Below are 23849 nucleotides of genomic sequence, written 5' to 3' on the forward strand. Positions count from 1 at the left end.
TCTTTGGCATTTGGCATGATTAATGCATTTAATTATTAGCTGCTCATTCAACTGGTTATGACTGCATTGCCAACTGGCATATTTTCGCTCATAACATCCAGAATGACGCCAAAAGAAAAGGTGCCTATCGTCCACCTCAGCGATAACTGTACGTGCAAGCGAACTTTATCAAACATCGGGCGACACGTTGAGTGAGGCACCACCTATTTCCAACCCGGTCAGGCAATTATGCTGGACCGGGTTTTCTTTTTTATCATCATGTGAATGCTGTTCTGTTACATGAACATCCCATTTCCGATGGTATTTCTCTGATAATCACATCGCTATTGCGAGCCGTTACGCACAGCGATGGCGAAAACATTGAACTTTTATCTGAGTCAGTTAGCATCTGAACGGATTGAAAGGTAACGAGATGATTTCCTTGAAACGATGGCGTTTATTCCCGCGTTCTCTGCGGCAACTGGTTATTATGGCTTTTCTGCTGGTGCTTTTGCCGCTGCTGGTATTGGCGTATCAGGCTTATAACAGTCTTGATACGCTCAGTGAGCAGGCGGCGGGAATGAACCGTACCATGCTGGCTGATATCCGCCGCAGTGAAGCGATGTCTAGAGTAGCTTTGGCAATGGAGCGTAGCTACCGTCAATATTGTGTTCTTGATGATCAAACCCTGGCTGATTTGTATCAAAACCAGCGTAAGCACTATGCCCAGATGCTTGATGTTCACGCGTCTATTCTGCCTGACCCCAGCTATTACCAGAATTTACGTCAGTATCTAACGCAACTTGCAGACATTCGTTGCCAAAACGGTGGCCTAGAGTCGACCGCATCAACTTTGCTGGAAACATTTTCCCACACCAATGCACAAATGGTTCAGGCCACCAGAGACGTCGTATTTTCCCGTGGTCAGCAGTTACAGCAGGCGATTGCGGAACGTGGCCGATTTTTTGGCTGGCAGTCGCTGTTGCTGTTCCTGGTCAGTCTGCTGCTGGTGATGTTGTTTACCCGTATGATCATTGGGCCAGTAAAAGGTGTTGAACGGATGATTAACCGGCTGGGCGAAGGGCGTTCACTTGGGAATACCAGTACCTTTAAAGGGCCGCGGGAAATTCGCTCATTGGCGCAGCGGATTATCTGGCTGAGTGAACGACTGTCATGGTTAGAAGCTCAACGACACGAATTTTTGCGCCATATTTCCCATGAGTTAAAAACCCCGCTGGCCAGTTTGCGTGAAGGGACAGAATTGCTGGCAGACGAAGTCGTGGGACCATTGACGGACGATCAAAAAGAAGTCGTGACCATTCTGGACAGCAGCAGTCGGCATTTGCTCGAGCTAATTGAACAACTGTTGGACTATAACCGTAAACTGGCTGATGCTCCGATGGAGTTTGAGTTAGTCGATGTAGACGACATCGTCGACATGGTTGTGTCCGCTCACAGTTTGCCAGCTCGGGCCAAAATGATGCAAACGCAGGTTGCATTGGATGTCACGCATTGCCGAGCTGAAACGACATTACTGATGCGGGTGATTGATAATCTCTATTCCAATGCGGTGCACTATGGGCAGGAATCCGGTAACATTTGGGTTTATAGCCGTCAGGTGGGACAACGTATCCAAATTGATATTGCCAATAGCGGTACGCCGATTCCCTGTGCAGAGCAAAACATGATTTTCGAACCTTTTTATCAGGGCGTCCATCAACGTAAAGGTGCGGTAAAAGGTAGTGGTCTGGGCTTAAGCATTGCTCAGGATTGTATCCGCCGTATGCATGGTGAACTGAATTTGGTCCCGGTTGACTACGCTGACGTCTGTTTCCGTATTGAGTTACCATTAACCGCTGAGAGTTAGCTATGAATGCACGGTCTGTTTATTTTGTGTCCCAACTGCGTCCTGCTGTTTTGTTGTCAGCATCGCCGGGCCATGTATTTAAGCGTCCGATGCTGCTTCTCCTTTTGTTGCTGGTGGGCTGCACCGATAACGTTATTCACCGCACTGACACTCATTATGTGATAGATACTCCCCCTAAAGAGCAGGTAGCAGATTATCATAATGTCTCGTGTGTTCACCTTTGGCGAGTTGACAGCCAGGATGCGATGAATAATGCCTTGTACTGGCTGCGTATGATGGACTGTGCTGGGCAATTAACGCCGGTTCAGGCCCGGGAAGCGTCACTATTGTTGACGGGACAAGACTGGGCAGTGACGTTCAAACAGGGCATTCTGCTGGATAGCGCCGACGCTTCTCTAGCGGAACAGCGTCAAATTCTCGAACATATTAATAGTAACCGACAGTACGTGCCGCCAGCAGTACTTCCTTTGCTGCAAGTCTGGAGTGATAAACAGAACCTGAGGATTTCGTTGGCGGATGAGCAGTTGCGTGCTCAGCGGATACAGGATGTCAGTGACAAACAGATCAGTGAATTACATGAACAGCAGGCTCAGTTGCAATATCAACTTGAAACAACGACCCGGAAACTGGAAAGCCTGACTGACATTGAACGCCAGCTTTCGTCACGTAAGCAGACATCTAGTACGCTCTCGGATGGCGATGAACATCAAGTGATTTCCCCTGTGCCGTCAGGAACAGAAAAGGCAGCTAAAAAAGGGGCCGGAGACGAATGACGACACGGAAAGCGGCTAATCTACTGCTGGTAGACGATGATCCCAGTTTATTGAAATTACTTGGCATGCGTCTGACCAGCGAAGGATTTAGTGTAATTACGGCTACCAGTGGGCAGGAAGCACTGAGGTTGTTGGTGCGTGAAAAAATCGATCTGGTTATCAGCGATTTATTGATGGATGAAATGGATGGGCTGGCATTGTTTGCAGAGATCCAGAAAAATCAGCCCAGTATGCCGGTAATCATCTTGACGGCACATGGTTCCATTCCTGATGCCGTTGCTGCAACGCAGCAGGGCGTCTTCAGCTTTTTGACCAAACCCGTTGACCGGGATGCATTATATAAGGCTATTGATGAAGCGCTGGCCTTGTCAGCACCAGTAGGTGATGACAGCTGGCGGAAAACGGTAGTAACGCGCAGTCCATTGATGTTGCGTTTGCTTGAACAAGCCAAAATGGTCGCCCAATCTGATGTCAGTGTGCTGATTAACGGACAGAGCGGGACCGGGAAAGAGGTATTGGCACGAGCCATTCATGCTGCCAGTCCCCGGGCTAAAAAAGCATTTGTTGCTATTAACTGCGGTGCGTTACCTGAGGCTTTACTGGAGTCGGAATTATTTGGTCATGCCAAAGGTGCATTTACCGGTGCGGTGAGTCAGCGCGAAGGGCTTTTCCGCGCGGCGGAAGGTGGTACGTTGTTTCTGGATGAAATTGGCGATATGCCGTTGTCATTACAGGTTAAACTGTTACGCGTTTTGCAGGAGCGTAAGGTTCGTCCGTTGGGCAGTAATCACGACCTGGATATCGATGTACGAATTATTTCGGCTACGCACCGTGATTTACCAAAAGCGATGGAAAAAGGGGAGTTTCGTGAGGATCTCTACTATCGTCTGAATGTGGTGAATATGAAAATCCCGACGCTGAATGAGCGTGCCGAAGATATCCCTTTACTGGCCAATCAGTTATTAAAGGAAACGGCAACCCGGCATAAACCGTTTGTACGCAGTTTTTCTACTGATGCGATGAAGCGCCTGATGACGGCTAGTTGGCCGGGTAATGTGCGGCAACTGGTAAACGTGATAGAACAGTGCGTTGCATTGACCAGCGCTCCGGTTATCAGTGAAGTGCTGGTGCAGCAGGCGCTTGAAGGTGAAAATACCGCACTGCCGACGTTTGTAGAGGCCCGCCATCAGTTTGAGCTGAATTACTTGCGTAAACTGCTGCAAATTGCCAAAGGAAATGTTACGCAGGCTGCCAGGATGGCTGGGCGTAACCGGACCGAGTTCTATAAGCTGCTGGCGCGTCATGAGCTGGACGCCAGTGATTTTAAAGAATAATGTTAATTGACTGTAAACTGTTTTAATCGCGGGTGTCGCAGTCTGTCTATTCACTACTGCCTGGCGCTAGCCGCTGTAAAGTTACTATTAAGTAAGGTTTCATCATGAAAAAAATTGACGCAATTATCAAACCATTCAAGCTGGACGATGTACGTGAGGCACTGGCTGAAGTAGGCATTACTGGCATGACGGTAACAGAAATCAAAGGGTTCGGTCGTCAGAAAGGCCATACCGAACTTTATCGTGGGGCTGAATACATGGTTGATTTTTTACCAAAAGTAAAAATAGAGATTGTGGTGGCCGACGATATTGTGGATACCTGCGTGGAAACCATTATGCAGACGGCACAAACCGGCAAGATTGGGGATGGTAAAATTTTTGTCTTTGATGTTGCACGTGTCGTGCGTATTCGCACCGGAGAAGAAGATGAGGAAGCGATCTGAACGCCTGTAGTTTCCCACGTTTGTAAAAGCCAGTCTTCGTGGCTGGCTTTCTGTTTTGAAATGATATGACACTGCGGTTACGGCAGCGTAGGCACCCAACCATCAAGCACTTTCAATTGTGTATATTCAGCCGCTTCCGCATTACTCAGTTGGCGACGCTGATCGCTCTTTTCTGCCCCGGCTCCATAGGATTTATATTCGAAGAAGCGTGAATCCTCCGGATAAAACCAAATGGTATTGCCATTTATGTCTTTACCGGACATTTTATCCCAGCCATAAATATGGTCATCCATGCTGGTGTTAATAAACACGGTTTGCCCGATCGCATTAGGATCAGCGTAGCGACCATCAGAAAACGTAGTCGTGGGGTGCCACGGGCGACCTAGGCCGTAGCTTTGGGTCGGAATGGCATCGCTTTCTTTTATAACCCGGCTATTTGTGAAAACCAGCCCGTATTTCTTGTTAATGTTGGTACTGGGGGCGGTCAGATAACCATAGACATTGCCGCTTTTGACATCCAGACGGTTGCGAGCAACCAGGTCGCAATTATCAAACAAGGCAGTCCCACTGCCAAAAATGAAATCCACCGTACCGCTGATTCGACAATCGGAGAAGAAGCTACGTACACCAGATACGTATAGCGTATCCTGATAGCTTATCAGGCTGACATCTTTGAAATAGGCCCGATCACTATTAGCCGTGACATACAGCGCTACGGCCTGAGTGCTGGTGATTTTCGTGCTATCGCTGTCACTTTTGGCCTGGTTGGCCGGGAAATCAAAATCGTTGCGAATAGTCAGTGATTGCGCGCTGAAATCGTTGGCATTGACTTTCACGGTGCTGCTGCCGGATGTCCCCGATTTAGTCCCATCTGATTTCAGGGTCCCTGCGGCGGTTGTGGCGGCGATAATGGTTCCGTCCCGACTTTGACCTTTTAGATGCAGGTTGGCGCGAGTGATCGTCAGGCGTTCGTGGTAAAGGCCATTTTTAATATAAATCACAAATGAGGTGTTATCTGCCGGGGCGCTGGCAATGGCATCCGCGATGGTCGTAAACGTTTTGCTGTCTCCCGGTGCAGTAGACACTACTGCATTATACGATTGAGCAGCCTCTACAGTGTGCCAGGGGGCTGCAATCAGGAGCGCTAGTGCTAACGTACCATAGGTTGTTTTCGGCATAAAAAATTCCTTATGAGTTAGTGTTTTCAGAATTCAACTGCTCTTCCCCCGCAGGAAACAACGGGCAGAAACCGCATCATTAATGAACGTTTTGAACAAGCTTTTCTGCCAGTGTGTGCAGTTCCGGCGTATGACGTATGGCATCAGCCACAATGGTGGATACCGCTATCGCGCCCTTCTGTTGGAAGTGGGTTGTGTCGGGTTTGCTTAGACTACCGCTTTGATCCTGATAATAGGGGTAGATAACCGGATCAACGGCCAGCCAGTATTGCTGCCACTGCGTACCATCATGCTGATTGGCTAACGCAATGGTTACTGTTTCTATATCTAATAGCGGGATTTGAGTATCTTTGGCGGTATCTTTGATCGTTTGGCTGTAATCCCCAACGAAGGCATATCCGTCAGCGGCGTTTTGACGAGTAAAATGGCTGTGAACGACTGGCGTACCACTTTTGCCTGCCGCATTTTTTACTCGTGTCGTCGGTGTCAGTAGAACTGGCGTCATGTGATGTTGCTGTGCATAGCGGATATAGCGCTTTAGTGACATCTGGAACGACATATCGGGTTTCCCTGCGGGGTATTGCAGTTTGCCGGCCGCGTTATTGGGATAAGTGCACAAGTTCTCGACATCAGCTATGCCACGAACTGCTTTGCTGCCGTTACAGTTCTGATCGTTATGTCCCATATTGATGAACATGTAATCGCCGCGCCGCATGAATGGTTCCATCTGCCGGAACCAGCCTTCATTATAAAAATCACGAGAGCTACGGCCTGAACGGGCACCATTGACAACCTTAACGTTGCTGGCGGGACGAAATTGTTGTTCAAATACCTGTCCCCATCCCATACGTGGAAAGCGCGCCTTCTCATAAGTGGCCGCAGTGGAGTCACCGACAATAAAGATTCGCACGCTGGCTTTTTTGAGTGCATCGAGCCGCTGGTGTGCGAAAGTGTAATCCAGAGGTTCATAGCTACCCTGCGCGTTGAGGCCAACAATCGGGCGGAAGGCAATATCGGTTAATACGGTATGTCCGGCTTGTCCGGTATTGTTGTGGTAGTTACGGGCATGATTAATCACTTGCAGAACTCGTTCTACTGCCTGGCGTTGATCTGCTGTGTATTTCAGCGGGTCAAACTGTTCTGGTGCGGTAATACCTGCCTGTTTTAGTGCGTTATCAAATCCGTTATGAAATGCTAAATAGGCACTTTCCCACGCGCTGGTTTTGAGCGCTGGCAAGATGGCATCATCAATAAGTTGCTGTGGCCCGATATACCCCGTAGCGGTAGCGACATCTGAAGCAATGCGATCAGTCAGTGGATTGATATTAATGATATTTTCCTGACCTTCAATGGGAATGGGCACCAATGCGCTCAGACAGATTGCTCGTGGTTTGTTACTCAGTAAACAATTTTCCCCTCCCGTTTCAATGGCAGACAGTCGTAATGGCGCCAACATATCGGAAACGTCTGCATGGTAACGCCCGTGGTTATTTGTCCTCACCTGGCGGATTTTTCCTTGCTGATCTTTGATAGTGACGGTAGCCGGATAAATCATGTCGCGATGTGCAACCATTCCACTGAGACGGGTATGCGGCTTTAGCGTTGTCGTAGGGAAAACGGCTTCGGAAGATAACGGGTTCTGCTGACTGGCTGATACTGGAATTGCTGTAGACGAGAGTATGTCTGCCTGAACGTAATGGCTACAGGCCAGGATAAGCAAAGGGAATATTTGTTCACCTGAAACGTGTTTCAACATGATTATTGTTTTTCTCTTATGTTGTTCAGGATAAAAACGGCCACTGATGAAAGTGGCCGTCTGTTGTACATGCTTATAATTTACCGTATCCGGCATTATTGTTGATGGTCGTCATCAAACTGGTGGTCATCGTTTTCGCCGTATAGCTGTAAGGGATTGTTGATGAATAGGCAGTGAATCCACAGCTGGACAGATCGACTGAGCTGCCGTTAAAGATAGAACCTTTATCTGAGAAAATGGTGCCATTAAAGTTTTTTACAATCTTGCATTTATCAGTGAGGTTACTGATATTAAATCCATTTTTTTCAGAAAGCAGACTGCCACTGGTACCGATACCGAAGCTATAGAGATAAGGGTAGACTGCGTGTTTTTTGTCCCCTAAATAGACGTTGTTGAATGCATGGATATTCCCGAAGCGAACGCGTGGGGTACGCTCAGTCACACGGTCAAACACGTTGTTAAAGAAGGTAACGTGCAGTTTTCCCTTATCCTGTGAGGAGTTGCTATCGCTGTGGCCAATCAGAATGGTTTTATCGTGTAATTCAAAGCGGCTATTGGATACGGTGATGTAGTCGGCCCCTTTTTTGATATCCAGTGAACCATCGTGCTGCACATAGGTTTCGCCGTTTTTCGTCGTATATTGATCATCTGTAAAGCTGCCATCAGTAATAGTGACATGGTCAACCCATACATGATCGGAGTTATCAATGTTCATGGCATCCCATTCAGCATTCCAGCCATCACCATCTTCATATTTCGGCGCGATATCGATCGGCGTTTGGATATAGATGTTACGTACGATAACGTTGCTGACGCCTTTGATAATTAACGAACCATTGGTGAATTTGCCTTTGCTGCCAATACCGATGATAGTGGTATTGGAGGGGATGCTGAGTTGGCTGCGGGATTTCTGATCTGATGAGCTGGTGTAGGCTGTGCCCCCACTGATATCAATTGGACTGGTAATCTGGATGATTTTGGCCGTACTGCCTTTTGCCAGTGCGGTTTTGAATTCAGAGATATTTTTGGCGGTATAGATATTGGATGAACTGGCTTTGGCACCTCCGGTGGTAGAACCACTCTGAGATGCCCAACCAGCGGAAGGCGCTGTAGTAAGGGCTTCGCTGGTAAGAACGCTGGCTGCGTTTGCGCTTGATACCATTACGGCGGCTGTGATCATGGTAGCCAGCAAATGTTTTGAAGTGGTAAGCACGCCACAGGAAAAAGAGGAACATCCTGTGGCTTTCATTTTAGAAACGGAAGTCATACTCGTGTTGTTCATGGTAATTTCCTTATATAGATGCACAATTAAAATCATCTTTTACATAAAATGAAATAATATTTTATTAATGGAAATAAATTTTTTTGTGATCGAACCCTGTTTTATTGTTTGGCTTATGTTCAGCGTTACTAAACTGTGACTGATACCGGTAACGAGAAGTAACAATGGATGTAATAACATTTTATTTTTTATGAACAATAAAAAAAGCCGCATAGCGGCTCAGACCGTTGACAAACCTACGTATAGCGTCAGAACGGTGATAATGAGAGAGAAGAGTAAAGCATCCGCGCCAGGGATGGCGCGGCTTGAGCTTACAGGGAGGGACTTGCAGCGTCTTTACGATCTTCTCATTATCGCCGCTATAGAGACGTTGTCATCAAACTCAAGCCGCATAGCGGCTTATCAAAGGGAAATTATGATGTGGGTATAGTTATTATTACTTGAAATGTACTTCATGTGGCTCAACGCATTCGTGATGGATAAGTGTAACGAGAACACCTATTTCATTAGCCGATGATAAAAGCACGCGGTGGGTGGTTATCTAGCCGGGTGATGTCTCGTTATTGTTACCTCTTTTAACGTATTTTAAATGCGCTTTAATAAACTCGTGCAGCGCGGTAAATGTTCACTGATAAGGTGACCTTATTTCATAAAAGGGGTGACAATATGAAAAAATCACAGGTTGAAAATGAGGAAAACTCGGTTTGAAAGTGAAGCGGGAAAACAGTCACAAGCCTTGTGCTGTCTGTAGCTAATCGTTTGCGTAAAAACCTCTGTCAAGACCTATCTTCACCAGTCTAAAACGGTTTACACTATAGACCAGTGCCCAAAAGGGTGATTTCGTATAGCAAGTTAGCTGAGTCAGGAGATGCGGATGTTAAAGCGTGAAATGAACATTGCCGATTATGATGCCGAATTGTGGCAAGCAATGCAGCAAGAAGTGGTGCGTCAGGAAGAGCATATTGAACTGATTGCTTCAGAAAACTATACCAGCCCCCGCGTCATGCAGGCTCAAGGGTCTCAGCTGACCAATAAATATGCGGAAGGTTATCCGGGGAAGCGTTATTACGGCGGTTGCGAGTATGTTGATGTAGTAGAACAGCTGGCGATTGATCGTGCAAAAGCGTTGTTCGGTGCAGATTATGCCAATGTTCAGCCGCACTCCGGTTCTCAAGCCAACTTCGCTGTTTATACCGCGTTACTACAACCGGGCGATACGATTCTGGGGATGAATCTGGCACATGGCGGTCATCTGACCCATGGTTCGCCGGTCAATCTGTCTGGTAAGTTGTATAACGTGATTCCTTATGGTATCGACGACAATGGCAAAATTGACTACGACGAAATGGCTGAGCTGGCGCGTACTCATCAGCCGAAAATGATCATCGGTGGTTTCTCTGCCTATTCTGGTATTGTTGACTGGGCGAAAATGCGTGAAATCGCTGACAGCATCGGTGCTTATCTGTTTGTTGATATGGCTCATGTGGCTGGTTTGGTGGCAGCTGGCGTTTACCCGAGCCCGGTTCCGCATGCACACATTGTTACCACTACAACGCACAAAACCCTGGCGGGTCCGCGTGGTGGCCTGATTTTGGCTTACGGTGGTAGTGAAGATCTGTATAAAAAGCTGAATTCTGCTGTATTCCCGGGCGGACAAGGTGGCCCGCTGATGCATGTTATCGCTGGTAAAGCGGTAGCACTGAAAGAAGCGATGGAGCCTGAGTTCAAGGTTTATCAGCAGCAGGTGGCCAAGAATGCCAAGGCGATGGTGGAAGTTGTGCTGTCCCGTGGTTATAACGTGGTCTCCGGTGGTACAGATAATCACCTGTTCCTACTGGACCTGGTGAGTAAAAATATCACCGGTAAAGAGGCTGACGCCGCACTAGGTCGCGCTAATATCACCGTGAACAAGAATAGCGTACCTAACGATCCGAAGAGCCCATTTGTGACATCCGGTGTTCGTATCGGTACGCCTGCCGCGACCCGTCGTGGTTTCAAAGAAGCCGAAGTTCGCGAACTGGCTGGCTGGATCTGTGATGTACTGGATAACATCAATGACGAAGCCGTTATTGAACGTACTAAACAGAAAGTTCTGGATATCTGCGCTCGTTTCCCAGTTTACGCATAATATTCTGATACCGGGGGTTTGCCCGGTCGCTATCTGAAAAACGCCAGCTGCGATGCTGGCGTTTTTCGTTCTCTCCTTCGCTTATGTATCACCATTGCACGATAGGGTGCACTCTGCCAGAGTAATCAGCCAAAATGGGAGGAGACATGATTCTGCAATCAACGCGTTGGCTGGCATTAAGTTATTTCACCTACTTTTTTTGTTATGGCATTTTCTTGCCATTCTGGGGAGGCTGGCTGAAAGGCGAAGGATGGTCGGCAGAAACCATTGGCATGCTGTTAGGGGCCGGACTGGTTGCCCGCTTCCTCGGTAGTCTCTTCATTACTCCCAGCGTAAAGGATCCATCACGGTTGGTTAGCGTGTTACGGCGACTCGCATTGCTGACGGGCCTATGTGTCACCGGGTTTTGGCTGGGTAATGCCTGGTTGTGGCTGATGTTGGTGATGGTTGGATTTAATCTGTTTTTTGCACCATTAGTACCATTAACGGATGCACTGGCCGCAACCTGGCAAAAACAGATGACGATGGATTATGGTCGGGTTCGTCTTTGGGGGTCGCTTGCATTTGTCATTGGTTCGGCCGTTACCGGTCAATTGGTCTCCGTATGGGGACATCAAGCCATATTGGTTGCGTTGTGCGCCGGATTGCTGGCAATGCTGTTGGGTATGATGCTACGCCCCAGCATTATGCCGATGGCATCCGTGAAATCGACAATCACGGACACGGTGACGCCCTGGAAAATACTGTTGACCGAACCGCCAGTCTGGCGGTTGCTGATTTGTGTAGCACTGCTGCAAGGGGCTCATGCCGCTTACTATGGATTTAGCGTTATTTACTGGCAAGACGCAGGATATTCAGCTTCGGTTATCGGTTATTTATGGGCATTGGGCGTTGTGGCGGAAATCGTTATTTTTGCTCTGAATAATCAGCTGTTCCGACGTTGGTCATCCCGTCAGCTTCTGTTGCTGTCTGCCATCTGCGGGGTTATTCGCTGGGGGTTGATGGGGGCTACTGTGGCGTTGCCATGGTTGATTGTGATACAAATTTTACATTGTGGTACGTTTACGGTTTGCCATTTGGCGGCAATGCGGTTTATATCTGCTCGTAACGGGGGAGATGTGCTGCGTTTGCAGGCAGTCTATTCAGCGTTGGCGATGGGCGGTGGTATTGCCATCATGACCATGGTTTCTGGTTTTTTGTTTGAACATCTGCACGGCAAAACCTTCTGGGTGATGGCGTTGCTGGCGATTCCACCACTCTTTCTGCGTCCTTCGGTTAGCCAACAAGAGGCATAACGTGGAGGGGAAAATTGATATTGGGCCGTTGTCAGGATAAAGATGTCCTATTGTAATGTGTTTAATTTTACATCTCGCGGGATGACATATGCGCTTATGGCCGTGTTGATGCTGTTGTCCCGGCAGGCTTTGGCACATCCGCACAGCTTTATTGATATGCAAACCACGGTAGAAGGCCAGGATGGGTACATCACAGGATTGCGCATGAACTGGACGATGGATGCCATTACTTCGGCTGATCTGTTGTACGATGCTGGAAATGCCACCAAGGATTCAGTCGTCTGGAAAAAGTTGGCAGCCCAAGTGATGGCGAATGTACTGGGGCAACACTATTTCACCGACGTGTATCGCAATGGTAAACGAGTGAAATATGTTGCGGTGCCGACGGAATACCGTCTTTCCCGCAAAGGCAATCAGGCGGTGCTGGAGTTTGTGTTACCGCTTGCCCATCCGCAGCCGCTAGCCGGTAAACCGTTGCAAATATCAACCTACGATCCTACTTATTTCGTTGATATGTCATATAAAGATGGAAAAGCTATTACTGTGTCGCCATTACTGGCATCACATTGTAAAACCACGTTGTGGACACCCAAACCCAATCTCTCGCTACAAGCCTATGCACTGTCACTGGATAAACGTAGTAAACCGGTGGCTGATGTTTCGCTCGGCAAACAGTTTGCCCAACAGGTAACGCTGCAATGTCAATGAACATGACCGGAACAATTCGTCCAATCTCCCGTTTTAGATGGCTTCTCAATTTATGGCCGCTGGTGCTGTTTTTGTTATTGTTAACGGTAGGATTACGCGAAGCTTTTGTTTATTGGCCCGAGGTCTTGATGAGAAGCGTTGTGTGGCAAAAATCACTGCATCAGCAGATGTCCCAACTGATGGAGCTGGTGAAGGCACAACCACACCGTGCGGGACTGAGCCTGATGGTATTCAGCTTGGTGTATGGTGTGCTGCATGCCGTAGGGCCAGGTCATGGCAAAGTTGTGATTGCAACCTATCTGGCAACGCATCCGTCTAAACTGAAAAACAGCCTGCAACTGACTTTTGCTGCCGCGATGCTGCAAGGCATGGTTGCAATTGTATTAGTGACGCTGGTGCTCACGGTGTTACAGCTTTCCAGTCATGCGTTACATATCAGTACATTCTGGATGGAAAAAGGCAGTTTTATTCTGGTGATCGGATTAGGGTGCGTGCTTTGCCTGCGTGCGGGCAAAGGTCTCATCGGCGTTTTGGTTTCCGCTTATCGTAATCGGCCGGTCTTTCGTATCCAACGCGTGACGTCAATCATGACGGAACGTACTCCCAAGAATATTCTCCGCCAGCCAGTATCCCCGGTGCATCATCATGATGCACATTGTGGTTGTGGACATCGTCATATGCCTACCCCCGAAGAGCTGGAACGTGATAGCGGCTTGCGTACCCGTTTACTGGTTATTCTGTCCATGGGATTACGTCCCTGTTCCGGGGCAATTATGGTGTTGCTGTTTGCCAAAGTGATCGGGGTGTTCGGCTGGGGGGTTGCCTCTGCGCTGACGATGGCGTTGGGCACAGCATTAACCGTCTCTGTGTTGGCGGTATTGGTATTTTATTGCCGACGGTGGGTTGAAAAGTTGAATCGTCATAACACACCAGTCATTTGGCAACATATTGTCTGGTATACGCTGTCTCTGGCTGGCGGTGTAGTATTGGTTGGCTCTGGGGTGTTGCTTTATCTTATTACCCAGCCAGCGTTGATGGGCGGGATCCGTCCATTTGCTGGTTAGTTCTCCCCGCCAACAAAATGTGAAACTGACGGGGTTAACACGGTTTTTAAATCGTGGGGGCTGAAACCAGACCGTCAATCATAACCTGTGGAATGCCTTGTGAGCAGCGTTCAATTCTTCCCCGCACACCATACACTGTGGCCAGACTCTCAGTATTAATGACCTCGTAAGGTTCCCCACTGGCCACCAGTTTACCGTTTTTCAGCATCAGAGCATGGTCGCCATGACGCAATGCGATATTAATGTCATGCACCACGACCACGGTAATGATGTTGCGTCTACGGGTTTCACGACGCACCAGATCCATCACGTGAAATTGATAGTTAAGGTCCAACGCGCTGAGTGGCTCATCCAATAATAGCAGCGACGGCTGGCGGACCAGTGATTGCGCCAGGCCCACCAGTTGTTTCTGCCCACCGGATAGCTGGTCGAGATAACTCAGTGCCAGATGTTCAATACCGAGCTGTTTAAGTAAGGTCATGACTTCATCGTGATTTGAGGGATGATGCAGACCACCGGAAGCTCGCTGTGCAACAATAACTGATTCCAGCACATGCAGGTGAACCCCCGCAGGCAGCGATTGTGGTAGATAGACGACCTTTTCCGCCCGTTGGGAAAAAGGCAATTGCATCAGGTCAACATCGTCCAGCCGTAGTTCACCGCTAGCCGGGTTAAGTCCCGCCATTGAGCGCAGTAATGTCGATTTACCACTGCCGTTTGGTCCCAGTAATACAGTGATTTTTCCTCGCGGTAGTAACGGAACTGACAGATCGGTGATAACCGGGCGTTTCGGATAACCTGCATGGAAATGTGAAATGGCTAACCCAGTGTGTGGCTGACTCATACATTCCCCCGGTGGCGCAGGATAATACTTAGAAAGAAGGGAACCCCTACCAGTGATGTGACGATGCCGACTGGGATGATGGCCCCGGGGAGCAGATTCTTGGACGCAATAGAAGCAAGGGAGAGCACTAACGCACCGATCAGTGCACTGGCTGGCAAATAAAAACGGTGATCTTCACCGAAAACCATGCGGGCGATATGGGGAGCAACCAACCCAATAAAGCCAATAGGGCCAACAAATGCGACTGACAGTGCTGACAGAAAACTGATACGCAACAGCGCGGAAAGGCGCAGACGTCGGACGTTAATACCAAAACTGATCGCCCGGTCTTCTCCCAGTCGTAATGCGGTCAGTTTCCATGAACTCATCATGGAAAGCGGCATGATAATGGCCAATGCCAGTAGCAAAATACCCAGTTTTTGCCAGGATGATCGGGCCAGACTGCCCATAGTCCAGAACACCAGGCCTTGCAGGGTATCTTCGTTGGCGACGAATTGCAGCATGGAAACCAGTGCATTAAAGGTAAACACCAGGGCGATACCGAATAATATTACGCCGGATGTGGCTACCTGTGTCCAGCGAGTAACACCGTCAAGCAGTAGGGCAGCCAACAAGGCAAACAGAAACGCATTCGCGGAGATAAACCATTGCGCCGGAATACCGGGAATACCAATACCTAGCACAATTGCCAGTGCCGCACCAAATGCTGCGGCAGAAGACACGCCGAGAGTAAATGGACTGGCCAGCGGGTTGTTCAGAATAGTTTGCATTTCCGCACCAGCCAATCCCAGCGCCAAACCAACGGTAACGGCCATTAGCGCATATGGCAGACGGATATCCCAGACAATCACCCGAGTGCTGGCATCAGCGTTAGCCGGATGAGTCAGCGTTTGCCACAGTACGTCAAGCGAGAGCCCTGATGGCCCCATTACAAAATCCAGCAATAGTGATCCGATAATCGCTGCCAGTATAATCGTCAGCAATATCAGTCGGTGACGGATAATGTGTCGATAGCTATTTATCACGCTGTTGCCAGTATGAATACCGCTGATATTGGGTTCGATAGTTACACTCATGACAAGTTACTCAGCCAGTTTCCATGTAAAGATAAAGTTGCTGTCAGGCAAGTGGGTAAAATGACGCACGATATAGTGGTAGGTATCATCTGGATTCAGTGAAGAAAATTGTTTGGGATAAACATCTTTTGCCAGATATTCCATACCGACAATATTGTATGGATTGTTATAAAACTGATGATAAATACCATAAACGTGTTTGGCCTGAACGGCCGGGATTTGACGAATACCGGTACGGTTTAACAGCATATCGGCCTGAGTTGTAATACTTGCTTGGGTCGCGCCATAACCAAATGGCAGTATTCTGCTGGTACCGTTACCGCGTTTGGAGCCAGTCATGATGTAAGTGTCGGGTTTTTCACTGATCACTTTTTCCAATGAAACGAAGCCGGCTGCACCCGGGAGTATATCGGAACCAATATTGTCGGCACCGATAGCTTCAAGCAATCCGCCCCAGCCATTATGTGCATGGGTAAAACAGCAGGCATCACTGTTACCGGCAATCGGTTCGATAAACACTTTTGGTTTAGGATGAATTGTTGCCGTTTCCCGTTGAATATCAGACAACTGTTGACGGTAGTAGTCGGTATAGGCTTTGGCGTTGGCTTCTTTGTTCAGCACTTTACCTAACAGGTCAATGCTGGGCGCCGTGTTTTGGGCTGGGTTAATTTCGTAGTCAACAAAAACAATTGGGATATGCAGTGAGTGGAGTTTGTTGAGTACGCCATTTTCCATCAGTGCCGGTTTGGCCCGCAGTTGAGCAATCATCAAATCTGGCCGCTTGGACAGAATACTTTCCAGCTCAACGTTACCTTTATCACTAAATCCCATATCCAGGATGGCACTGGATTGCGGCCATTTTCCTTTCAACAATTCCCAGGTGGCCGTGTCCTGTTTTTTGGGCAGGTTATTCCAGGCAACTACGCGGGTAAAGGGGTTATTCCTGTCCAGCAGAGCCAGCGCCATGATATCGCGGCCATCCTGAAGCACAATGCGTTTGGGTTCTTGTTTGATAGTGACTTTTTGTCCGGCAATGTCGGAAATAGTGAGGGGGTATTGTGTGGCGTAACTGGCAAAAGAAGTGGTGAATGCAGCGACCAACAAGACATGGCGCAATGATTTTTTTAACATGGCTATTTCCAACGTCCTACTCTCATAAATGGAATGATTATAATAATTATTATCATATAAAAACAGGCATTCATTCAATAGCGATGAGATGTAAGGAGAAATAACGGGGATGCATCATGCCAGCAGTGGCTGGCATGAGAGAGAGGAGATTAGCGCTTTAATGCGTCACTGAGACTATCACGAATGGTCGACAGTAGTGATTTAACCACTCGTGGATTGCCGGCGACAAGATTTCCGGAAGAGATATAGTTATGACCGCCAACAAAATCGGTCACGACACCGCCAGCTTCACGCACCAGCAGTTCACCGCCAGAGAAGTCCCAGGGTTTTAATCCAATTTCAAAGAAACCATCAACACGACCAGCCGCGACATAAGCCAGATCTAGCGCGGCAGAGCCGGTACGGCGGAAATCAGCACATTGACTGAACAGCGTTTCAAGAATACGAAAATAGCTGGCGCTATGCTGTTTGAGTTTAAATGGGAAACCGGTCGCCAGAATAGTGCCGTCCAGATCCCTGGCATTGCTGCTGCGTAAACGGTAGCCGTTCAATTGCGCACCCTGACCACGAGCAGCAGTAAAAAGTTCGTTGCGCATAGGATCATAAACCACAGCGACTTCAGTGCGGCCTTTAATGCGTACAGCGATGGAAACCGCAAAATGCGGCAGACGTTTGATGAAATTGGTGGTGCCATCCAGGGGATCGATAACCCATTGTACATCCTGATCCTCACCGGCCAGTTCCCCACACTCTTCACTAATGATGGTGTGCTGGGGATAAGATTTCTGGATGACGTCGATGATCAGTTTTTCTGCATCGCGATCAACGTTGGTGACAAAATCATTATTGCCTTTCTGACTGGCCTCTATGGCATCGGGTGTTTCGTAATTCTTAGCTATCAGGTTACCGCCTTTACGCGCAGCGCGCACGGCGATGTTAAGCATCGGATGCATGGTATCGTCCACAAGAATGTTAAAGAACAGGAAGCGGCGCGCAGTATAGCAGAGGAAAGGAAGAATATCTAAGTTTGTGTTAATCTAATCCGATTTTCCGTTTTGCACTACTATAGAGTCCGTATGCTACAAAATATTCGTGTTGTTTTGGTTGAAACCTCTCACACTGGCAATATGGGGTCGGCCGCCAGGGCAATGAAAACAATGGGGTTAAGTAACCTCTATCTTGTTAATCCGCTAGTGAAACCAGATTCACAGGCTATAGCACTTTCAGCGGGTGCCAGCGATGTGATTGGTAAGGCGACCCTTGTCGATACACTGGATCAGGCTATAGAAGGCTGTAGTCTGGTGGTGGGAACCAGTGCCCGTTCCCGAACATTGCCCTGGCCAATGCTGGAACCCCGTGAGTGTGGTGTTCGCAGCGTCGCTGAAGCGAAACATGCACCAGTTGCTATTGTCTTTGGTCGGGAGCGCGTTGGTTTAACCAATGACGAGCTGCAAAAATGCCATTACCATGTCGCTATCCCTGCAAACCCTGAATACAGCTCACTGAATCTGGCGATGGCAGTTCAGATTCTGGCGTATGAAATCCGCGTGGCTTATCTGGATAGTCTTCTGGTTGAAGAACCGGTTCATGAAGATAGCCCATATCCGCTAGCGGATGATCTGGAGCGTTTTTATCAGCATCTGGAACAGACGTTGCATCAAACCGGATTTATCCGGCAGGCGCACCAGGGACAGGTGATGAATAAATTACGCCGTCTGTTTACCCGAGCCAGGCCGGAAAGTCAGGAACTGAATATTCTGCGTGGGATCTTGAGTTCGATTAACAAAACGCGTCCTGAAGAGTAGTTGAGTGGTTTACCCGGACAAATAGTTGACTAAAACACTCGGGAATGTCAAACTCGCGTTATGTTTTGACCATACATGTTTCTATAATACATGTTCATCTACGGGTACCACAAACATGAGACTGACATCCAAAGGCCGTTATGCCGTTACCGCCATGCTCGATGTGACGCTGCACTCAAAAGACGGCCCGGTTCCACTAGCTGATATTTCTGAGCGTCAGGGAATTTCGCTTTCTTACCTGGAGCAGCTGTTTTCCCGTCTGCGTAAGCATGGTCTGGTGGCCAGTGTCCGTGGACCGGGTGGTGGTTATCTGTTGGGTAAAAGCGCCAGCGACATTGCGGTGGGGTCGGTGATTTCTGCCGTGGATGAATCGGTGGATGCCACTCGCTGTCAAGGACGTGAAGGTTGTCAGGGGGGAGATCGCTGTCTGACGCATACCTTGTGGCGTGACTTGAGTGATCGCATTACCGATTTCCTTAACAGCATTACGTTGGATGAACTGGTCAATAACCAAGATATTCTGGACGTTGCGGATCGTCAGGATGCAGATACGCGTCGTACCTCCAACGGACGCGTACAAGACACCATTAACGTTAATTTGCGCGCCTGAAATAAAACAAGATGCTTTGCACGTTTTGAAGTGATGTACGGAGTTTAAGAGCAATGAAGTTACCTATTTATCTGGACTACTCAGCGACAACGCCAGCCGATCCGCGTGTAGCTGAAAAAATGATGCAGTTTTTGACCCTGGACGGAACTTTTGGCAACCCGGCTTCCCGTTCCCACCGTTTCGGTTGGCAGGCAGAAGAGGCGGTCGATATTGCCCGTAACCAGATTGCCGAGCTGGTTGGCGCGGATCCGCGTGAAATCGTATTTACTTCCGGTGCGACAGAATCCGATAATCTGGCTATCAAAGGTGCTGCCAATTTCTACCAGAAAAAAGGCAAGCATATCATTACCAGCAAAACTGAACATAAAGCGGTGCTGGATACCTGCCGCCAGTTAGAGCGCGAAGGTTTTGAAGTGACTTATCTGGCTCCTCAACGTAACGGAATTATTGACCTGAACGTGCTTGAAGCGGCCATGCGTGATGACACCATTCTGGTTTCCATTATGCATGTTAATAACGAAATCGGCGTGGTACAGGATATTGCGACTATCGGTGAAATGTGCCGTAGCCGTGGTATCGTTTTCCATGTGGATGCTACTCAAAGTGTCGGCAAACTGCCTATCGATCTGAGTCAGTTGAAAGTTGATCTGATGTCTTTTTCCGGTCACAAAATTTATGGCCCGAAAGGGATCGGCGCACTGTATGTTCGTCGTAAACCGCGTATTCGCATTGAAGCGCAGATGCATGGTGGCGGCCACGAGCGCGGCATGCGTTCCGGCACGTTGCCAGTACATCAGATCGTTGGTATGGGTGAAGCTTACCGTATTGCCAAAGAAGAAATATCGACGGAATCTGCTCGTCTGCGAGCGCTACGCGATCGCCTATGGAATGGCATCAAAGATATGGAAGAAGTTTATCTGAATGGCTCCCTGGAGCAGGGAACACCGAATATCCTGAATGTCAGCTTTAACTATGTGGAAGGTGAGTCCTTGATTATGGCGCTCAAGGATCTGGCGGTTTCTTCCGGTTCCGCCTGTACCTCAGCCAGCCTGGAACCGTCTTATGTATTACGTGCGCTGGGGTTGAGTGATGAACTGGCGCATAGTTCGATCCGCTTCTCGCTGGGTCGTTTCACTACTGAAGAAGAAATCGACTACACCATTAAGCTGGTTCGTAAATCTATTGGTCGTCTGCGCGATCTTTCTCCATTGTGGGAAATGTTCAAGCAGGGTGTAGATATTAGCAGCATCGAATGGGCCGCACATTAATTCGCAGGAATCAGGACTAAATTATGGCTTACAGCGAAAAAGTAATCGATCACTACGAAAACCCGCGCAATGTCGGATCTTTTGACAACGCCGATCCGAACATCGGCAGTGGCATGGTCGGAGCACCAGCTTGTGGTGATGTGATGAAGTTGCAGATTAAAGTCAACAATGACGGTATCATTGAAGACGCCCGCTTTAAAACCTATGGTTGTGGCTCGGCTATTGCTTCCAGTTCGTTAGTAACCGAATGGGTCAAAGGCAAAAGTCTTAGTGAAGCAGAAGCGATTAAAAATACCCAGATCGCTGAAGAACTGGAATTACCACCAGTAAAAATTCACTGCTCTATCCTGGCTGAAGATGCTATTAAAGCGGCTATTGCAGACTATAAAAGCAAACATGACGCTAACTAATTGTAATATAAGTTAAAATTTAGAGGTTGTTGTATGTCGATTACCCTGAGCGACAGTGCTGCGCAGCGTGTTAATGCCTTTATGGTAAACCGGGGCAAGGGTCTGGGCCTGCGTCTGGGTGTGAGAACATCCGGCTGTTCTGGTATGGCGTATGTACTGGAATTTGTTGATGAACTGGACGCTGACGATGTGGTGTTCGAAGACAAAGGCGTTAAGGTCATTATCGATGGCAAAAGTCTGGTCTATCTTGATGGTACCGAACTGGATTTCGTCAAGGAAGGGCTGAACGAAGGCTTTAAATTCAATAATCCCAACGTTTCAAGCGAGTGCGGTTGCGGAGAAAGCTTTAACGTTTAACCGTCATGCGGGTTATTGGTCGATCTCTGGTGGCTTCTCTGCTCTGTGGAGTAGCCACCCAAGCGTTAGTATCTCCAACTCTCAGAGTACGCTATGGATTACTTTACTTTATTCGGGCTGCCGATTCGCTATAACGTGGATGGCAGCCTGCTTGTTTCCCGGTATCAGGAACTGCAGCGTCAGTTCCATCCTGACCGTTTTGCCGCCAGTCCCGAACGGGAACGCATGATGTCGTTACAACAGGCGGCAACGATCAATGATGCCTACCAGACGTTGAAACATCCGCTGAAACGTGCAGAGTATATGTTATCTTTGCACGGTTTCGATTTAATGAATGAACAGCATACGCTCCAGGATACCGAGTTTTTGATGGAACAACTGGAATTACGCGAAGAACTGGATGCTATCGAGCATCAATCAGATATAGACATCGCGTTGTCGGCGTTCTCCGATCGCCTGAATGGTATGATCCATCAACGTAGCGAACAGATGCAACGCGAACTGGATGACGAGTCCTGGGCCGTGGCAGCGGACACCGTACGTAAACTACGGTTCTTTGACAAGCTTCAGCAGACGGTTGAACAACTCGAAGAACATTTGCTGGAGCGATAAGTGTTAATCCCGGTGGGCAATCAATAGGCGACATAAGTTTATCGACCTTCCCACCAGCCAATTGATGGAAGCTCAATATGGCCTTATTACAAATCAGTGAGCCAGGACTCAGTACGGCGCCACATCAGCGTCGTTTGGCTGTTGGTATCGATTTAGGCACTACACATTCTCTGGTTGCGACAGTACGCAGCGGTGAGGCACAAACGTTACCTGATCCTGAAGGTAGGGAACTGCTGCCCTCGGTTGTGTATTACCATACACAAGGACATCAGGTCGGCTGGGATGCTCGTAATCAGGCGGGCAATGATCCGGTCAACACCATCAGTTCGGTCAAACGATTGATGGGGCGTTCACTGGCTGATATTCAGCAACGTTATCCTCATCTTCCTTATCGTTTTATCGCCAGTGATAACGGGTTGCCCGTGATTCAGACGGCGTCGGGCAACCGAAATCCTGTTCAGATATCGGCAGATATTTTATCCGCGCTGGCGCAGCGGGCGGAAGTCGCGCTGGATGGTACGCCAGATGGCGTGGTGATCACCGTGCCGGCTTATTTTGATGACGCGCAGCGTCAGGGCACCAAAGATGCGGCTCGTCTGGCAGGATTGCATGTGCTGCGTCTGCTTAATGAACCTACTGCTGCTGCCATTGCGTATGGTCTGGACTCAGGACAGGAAGGTGTTATCGCGGTTTATGACCTTGGCGGTGGCACGTTTGATATCTCTATTCTGCGCTTAAGCCGCGGTGTGTTCGAAGTCCTGGCGACTGGTGGTGATTCTGCACTGGGCGGTGATGATTTTGACCATTTGCTGGTGGAGTGGCTGCGGGAACAGGCTGGTATAACCAACCGTGACGATCACCATCTGCAGCAATCGCTGATCAATGCGGCGATTAACGCCAAAATTGCTCTTAGCGAGAAGGACGCTGTTCCGGTATCTATTGCTGGCTGGCAGGGTGAAATTACGCGCAAACAGTTTAATCTGCTGATTGCGCCGTGGGTTAAGCGCACGCTGTTGTCTTGCCGCCGTACGCTGAGAGACGCGGGGATCAGCCTCGATGAGGTGCAGGAAGTGGTGATGGTCGGGGGATCGACCCGTGTACCACTGGTACGTGAACAAGTGGGTGAGTTCTTTGGTCGAACACCGCTTACCTCTATCGATCCGGATAAAGTCGTGGCCATCGGCGCAGCTATTCAGGCTGATATCCTGGTGGGTAACAAGCCTGACAGCGAAATGCTGCTGCTGGATGTCATCCCATTATCCCTCGGTCTGGAAACGATGGGGGGGCTGGTGGAAAAAATTATTCCGCGTAACACCACGATCCCCGTTGCTCGTGCTCAGGAATTTACCACGTTTAAGGATGGTCAGAACGCCATGATGATTCACGTTCTGCAAGGTGAACGTGAGTTAGTGCAGGATTGCCGGTCGCTGGGGCGCTTTACGCTGCGGGGGATCCCATCATTGCCCGCGGGGGGCGCCCATATTCGTGTTACATTTCAGGTTGATGCCGACGGGTTGTTGAGTGTAACGGCGATGGAAAAATCAACGGGTGTGGAAGCCTCTATTCAAGTGAAACCATCTTATGGATTGAGTGATGATGAAATCGCCGACATGATTAAAGACTCCATGATGAACGCACAAGACGATATCAGTGCTCGTATGCTGGCAGAGCAAAAAGTAGAGGCAACACGTGTATTGGAAAGCCTGAACAGTGCGTTGGCATCAGATGCCGATTTGCTCACTGAAGACGAAAAAACAGCAATTGATGCCGCAACCCAGCACCTGCAACAGGTTGTAGAGGGAATAGATGCGGCAGCAATTGAGACCGCCATTAAAATAGTAGATCAACAAACCCAGGAATTTGCCGCCCGCAGGATGGATATTTCCATTCGTCGTGCGCTGGCCGGGCATTCCGTGGATGAGGTATAAG

General features: G+C 48.7%; 22 protein-coding genes. 15 read left to right on the forward strand and 7 right to left on the reverse strand.

What is annotated here, in order from left to right; translation table 11 throughout:
• Positions 1-412: 412 nt before the first annotated feature.
• From CWC46_RS08970 to glnB, 4 genes are all read left to right on the forward strand, one after another.
• Positions 413-1846 carry a sensor histidine kinase gene (locus CWC46_RS08970; RefSeq protein ID WP_021016927.1) on the forward strand — a complete coding sequence of 478 codons (1434 nt, stop codon included), beginning with the start codon at positions 413-415 and terminating at the stop codon, positions 1844-1846.
• An 89-nt stretch (positions 1847-1935) separates the two neighbouring features.
• The gene (qseG, locus tag CWC46_RS08975) at positions 1936-2619 is read left to right on the forward strand and encodes a two-component system QseEF-associated lipoprotein QseG (RefSeq protein ID WP_051391531.1); all 684 of its coding nucleotides are present in this window, start codon (positions 1936-1938) and stop codon (positions 2617-2619) included.
• Complete coding sequence (glrR, locus tag CWC46_RS08980) at positions 2616-3953, forward strand: two-component system response regulator GlrR (protein WP_021016925.1); 1338 nt, start codon at positions 2616-2618, stop codon at positions 3951-3953. The genes qseG and glrR overlap by 4 nt, the downstream gene beginning before the upstream one ends.
• A gap of 104 nt (positions 3954-4057) precedes the next feature.
• Positions 4058-4396 (forward strand): nitrogen regulatory protein P-II, encoded by a 339-nt coding sequence (gene glnB, locus CWC46_RS08985; protein WP_021016924.1) that lies wholly within the window; start codon positions 4058-4060, stop codon positions 4394-4396.
• 77 nt (positions 4397-4473) lie between these two features.
• Here the strand turns inward: glnB and pemA are convergent, their stop codons facing one another.
• The 3 genes from pemA to CWC46_RS09000 all read right to left on the reverse strand — a co-directional run bounded on the left by pemA (position 4474) and on the right by CWC46_RS09000 (position 8612).
• Positions 4474-5574 (reverse strand): pectinesterase PemA, encoded by a 1101-nt coding sequence (gene pemA / locus CWC46_RS08990; protein WP_021016923.1) that lies wholly within the window; start codon positions 5572-5574, stop codon positions 4474-4476.
• A gap of 79 nt (positions 5575-5653) precedes the next feature.
• The gene (locus CWC46_RS08995; protein WP_051391530.1) at positions 5654-7330 is read right to left on the reverse strand and encodes a GDSL-type esterase/lipase family protein; all 1677 of its coding nucleotides are present in this window, start codon (positions 7328-7330) and stop codon (positions 5654-5656) included.
• 73 nt (positions 7331-7403) lie between these two features.
• Positions 7404-8612 (reverse strand): polysaccharide lyase, encoded by a 1209-nt coding sequence (locus CWC46_RS09000; RefSeq protein WP_021016921.1) that lies wholly within the window; start codon positions 8610-8612, stop codon positions 7404-7406.
• Positions 8613-9486: 874 nt separating this feature from the next.
• Here CWC46_RS09000 and glyA point away from each other — a divergent pair.
• The 4 genes from glyA (at position 9487) to CWC46_RS09020 (ending at position 13807) form a co-directional block, all read left to right on the forward strand.
• Positions 9487-10740, forward strand: a complete 1254-nt coding sequence (glyA, locus tag CWC46_RS09005; protein WP_021016920.1) for a serine hydroxymethyltransferase — start codon at positions 9487-9489, stop codon at positions 10738-10740.
• A 146-nt stretch (positions 10741-10886) separates the two neighbouring features.
• Entirely contained in the window at positions 10887-12035 is a 1149-nt protein-coding gene (locus CWC46_RS09010) for a 3-phenylpropionate MFS transporter (protein WP_021016919.1), read from the forward strand.
• A gap of 42 nt (positions 12036-12077) precedes the next feature.
• Positions 12078-12743: a DUF1007 family protein gene (locus CWC46_RS09015; protein WP_021016918.1), complete on the forward strand. Its 666-nt coding sequence runs from the start codon at positions 12078-12080 to the stop codon at positions 12741-12743.
• A gap of 2 nt (positions 12744-12745) precedes the next feature.
• The gene (locus CWC46_RS09020; RefSeq protein ID WP_416354398.1) at positions 12746-13807 is read left to right on the forward strand and encodes a nickel/cobalt transporter; all 1062 of its coding nucleotides are present in this window, start codon (positions 12746-12748) and stop codon (positions 13805-13807) included.
• A 46-nt stretch (positions 13808-13853) separates the two neighbouring features.
• Here the strand turns inward: CWC46_RS09020 and CWC46_RS09025 are convergent, their stop codons facing one another.
• The 4 genes from CWC46_RS09025 to suhB form a co-directional block, all read right to left on the reverse strand.
• Positions 13854-14651 (reverse strand): ABC transporter ATP-binding protein, encoded by a 798-nt coding sequence (locus tag CWC46_RS09025; RefSeq protein WP_021016916.1) that lies wholly within the window; start codon positions 14649-14651, stop codon positions 13854-13856.
• A complete protein-coding gene (locus CWC46_RS09030; RefSeq protein WP_021016915.1) occupies positions 14648-15727 on the reverse strand; it encodes a FecCD family ABC transporter permease in 1080 nt (359 codons plus the stop codon). Before CWC46_RS09030 ends, CWC46_RS09025 begins: the two co-directional genes overlap by 4 nt.
• A gap of 6 nt (positions 15728-15733) precedes the next feature.
• Entirely contained in the window at positions 15734-16858 is a 1125-nt protein-coding gene (locus CWC46_RS09035; protein WP_021016914.1) for an ABC transporter substrate-binding protein, read from the reverse strand.
• A gap of 149 nt (positions 16859-17007) precedes the next feature.
• A complete protein-coding gene (suhB, locus tag CWC46_RS09040; RefSeq protein ID WP_021016913.1) occupies positions 17008-17811 on the reverse strand; it encodes an inositol-1-monophosphatase in 804 nt (267 codons plus the stop codon).
• A gap of 123 nt (positions 17812-17934) precedes the next feature.
• Here suhB and trmJ point away from each other — a divergent pair, with 123 nt between their 5' ends.
• The 7 genes from trmJ to hscA all read left to right on the forward strand — a co-directional run bounded on the left by trmJ (position 17935) and on the right by hscA (position 23848).
• A complete protein-coding gene (gene trmJ, locus CWC46_RS09045; RefSeq protein WP_021016912.1) occupies positions 17935-18663 on the forward strand; it encodes a tRNA (cytosine(32)/uridine(32)-2'-O)-methyltransferase TrmJ in 729 nt (242 codons plus the stop codon).
• A 115-nt stretch (positions 18664-18778) separates the two neighbouring features.
• Entirely contained in the window at positions 18779-19273 is a 495-nt protein-coding gene (gene iscR, locus CWC46_RS09050; RefSeq protein ID WP_021016911.1) for a Fe-S cluster assembly transcriptional regulator IscR, read from the forward strand.
• 53 nt (positions 19274-19326) lie between these two features.
• Entirely contained in the window at positions 19327-20541 is a 1215-nt protein-coding gene (locus tag CWC46_RS09055) for an IscS subfamily cysteine desulfurase (RefSeq protein WP_021016910.1), read from the forward strand.
• Between the two features lie 23 nt (positions 20542-20564).
• A complete protein-coding gene (gene iscU, locus CWC46_RS09060) occupies positions 20565-20951 on the forward strand; it encodes a Fe-S cluster assembly scaffold IscU (RefSeq protein WP_021016909.1) in 387 nt (128 codons plus the stop codon).
• 33 nt (positions 20952-20984) lie between these two features.
• On the forward strand, positions 20985-21308 hold the full coding sequence (iscA, locus tag CWC46_RS09065; RefSeq protein ID WP_021016908.1) for an iron-sulfur cluster assembly protein IscA: 324 nt from the start codon (positions 20985-20987) through the stop codon (positions 21306-21308).
• A 93-nt stretch (positions 21309-21401) separates the two neighbouring features.
• Positions 21402-21920, forward strand: a complete 519-nt coding sequence (hscB, locus tag CWC46_RS09070; protein ID WP_021016907.1) for a co-chaperone HscB — start codon at positions 21402-21404, stop codon at positions 21918-21920.
• Positions 21921-21997: 77 nt separating this feature from the next.
• A complete protein-coding gene (gene hscA, locus CWC46_RS09075; RefSeq protein ID WP_021016906.1) occupies positions 21998-23848 on the forward strand; it encodes a Fe-S protein assembly chaperone HscA in 1851 nt (616 codons plus the stop codon).
• Position 23849: the final 1 nt, after the last annotated feature.

The sequence above is a fragment of the Prodigiosinella confusarubida genome (assembly GCF_002847015.1).
GTDB lineage: Bacteria > Pseudomonadota > Gammaproteobacteria > Enterobacterales > Enterobacteriaceae > Prodigiosinella > Prodigiosinella aquatilis.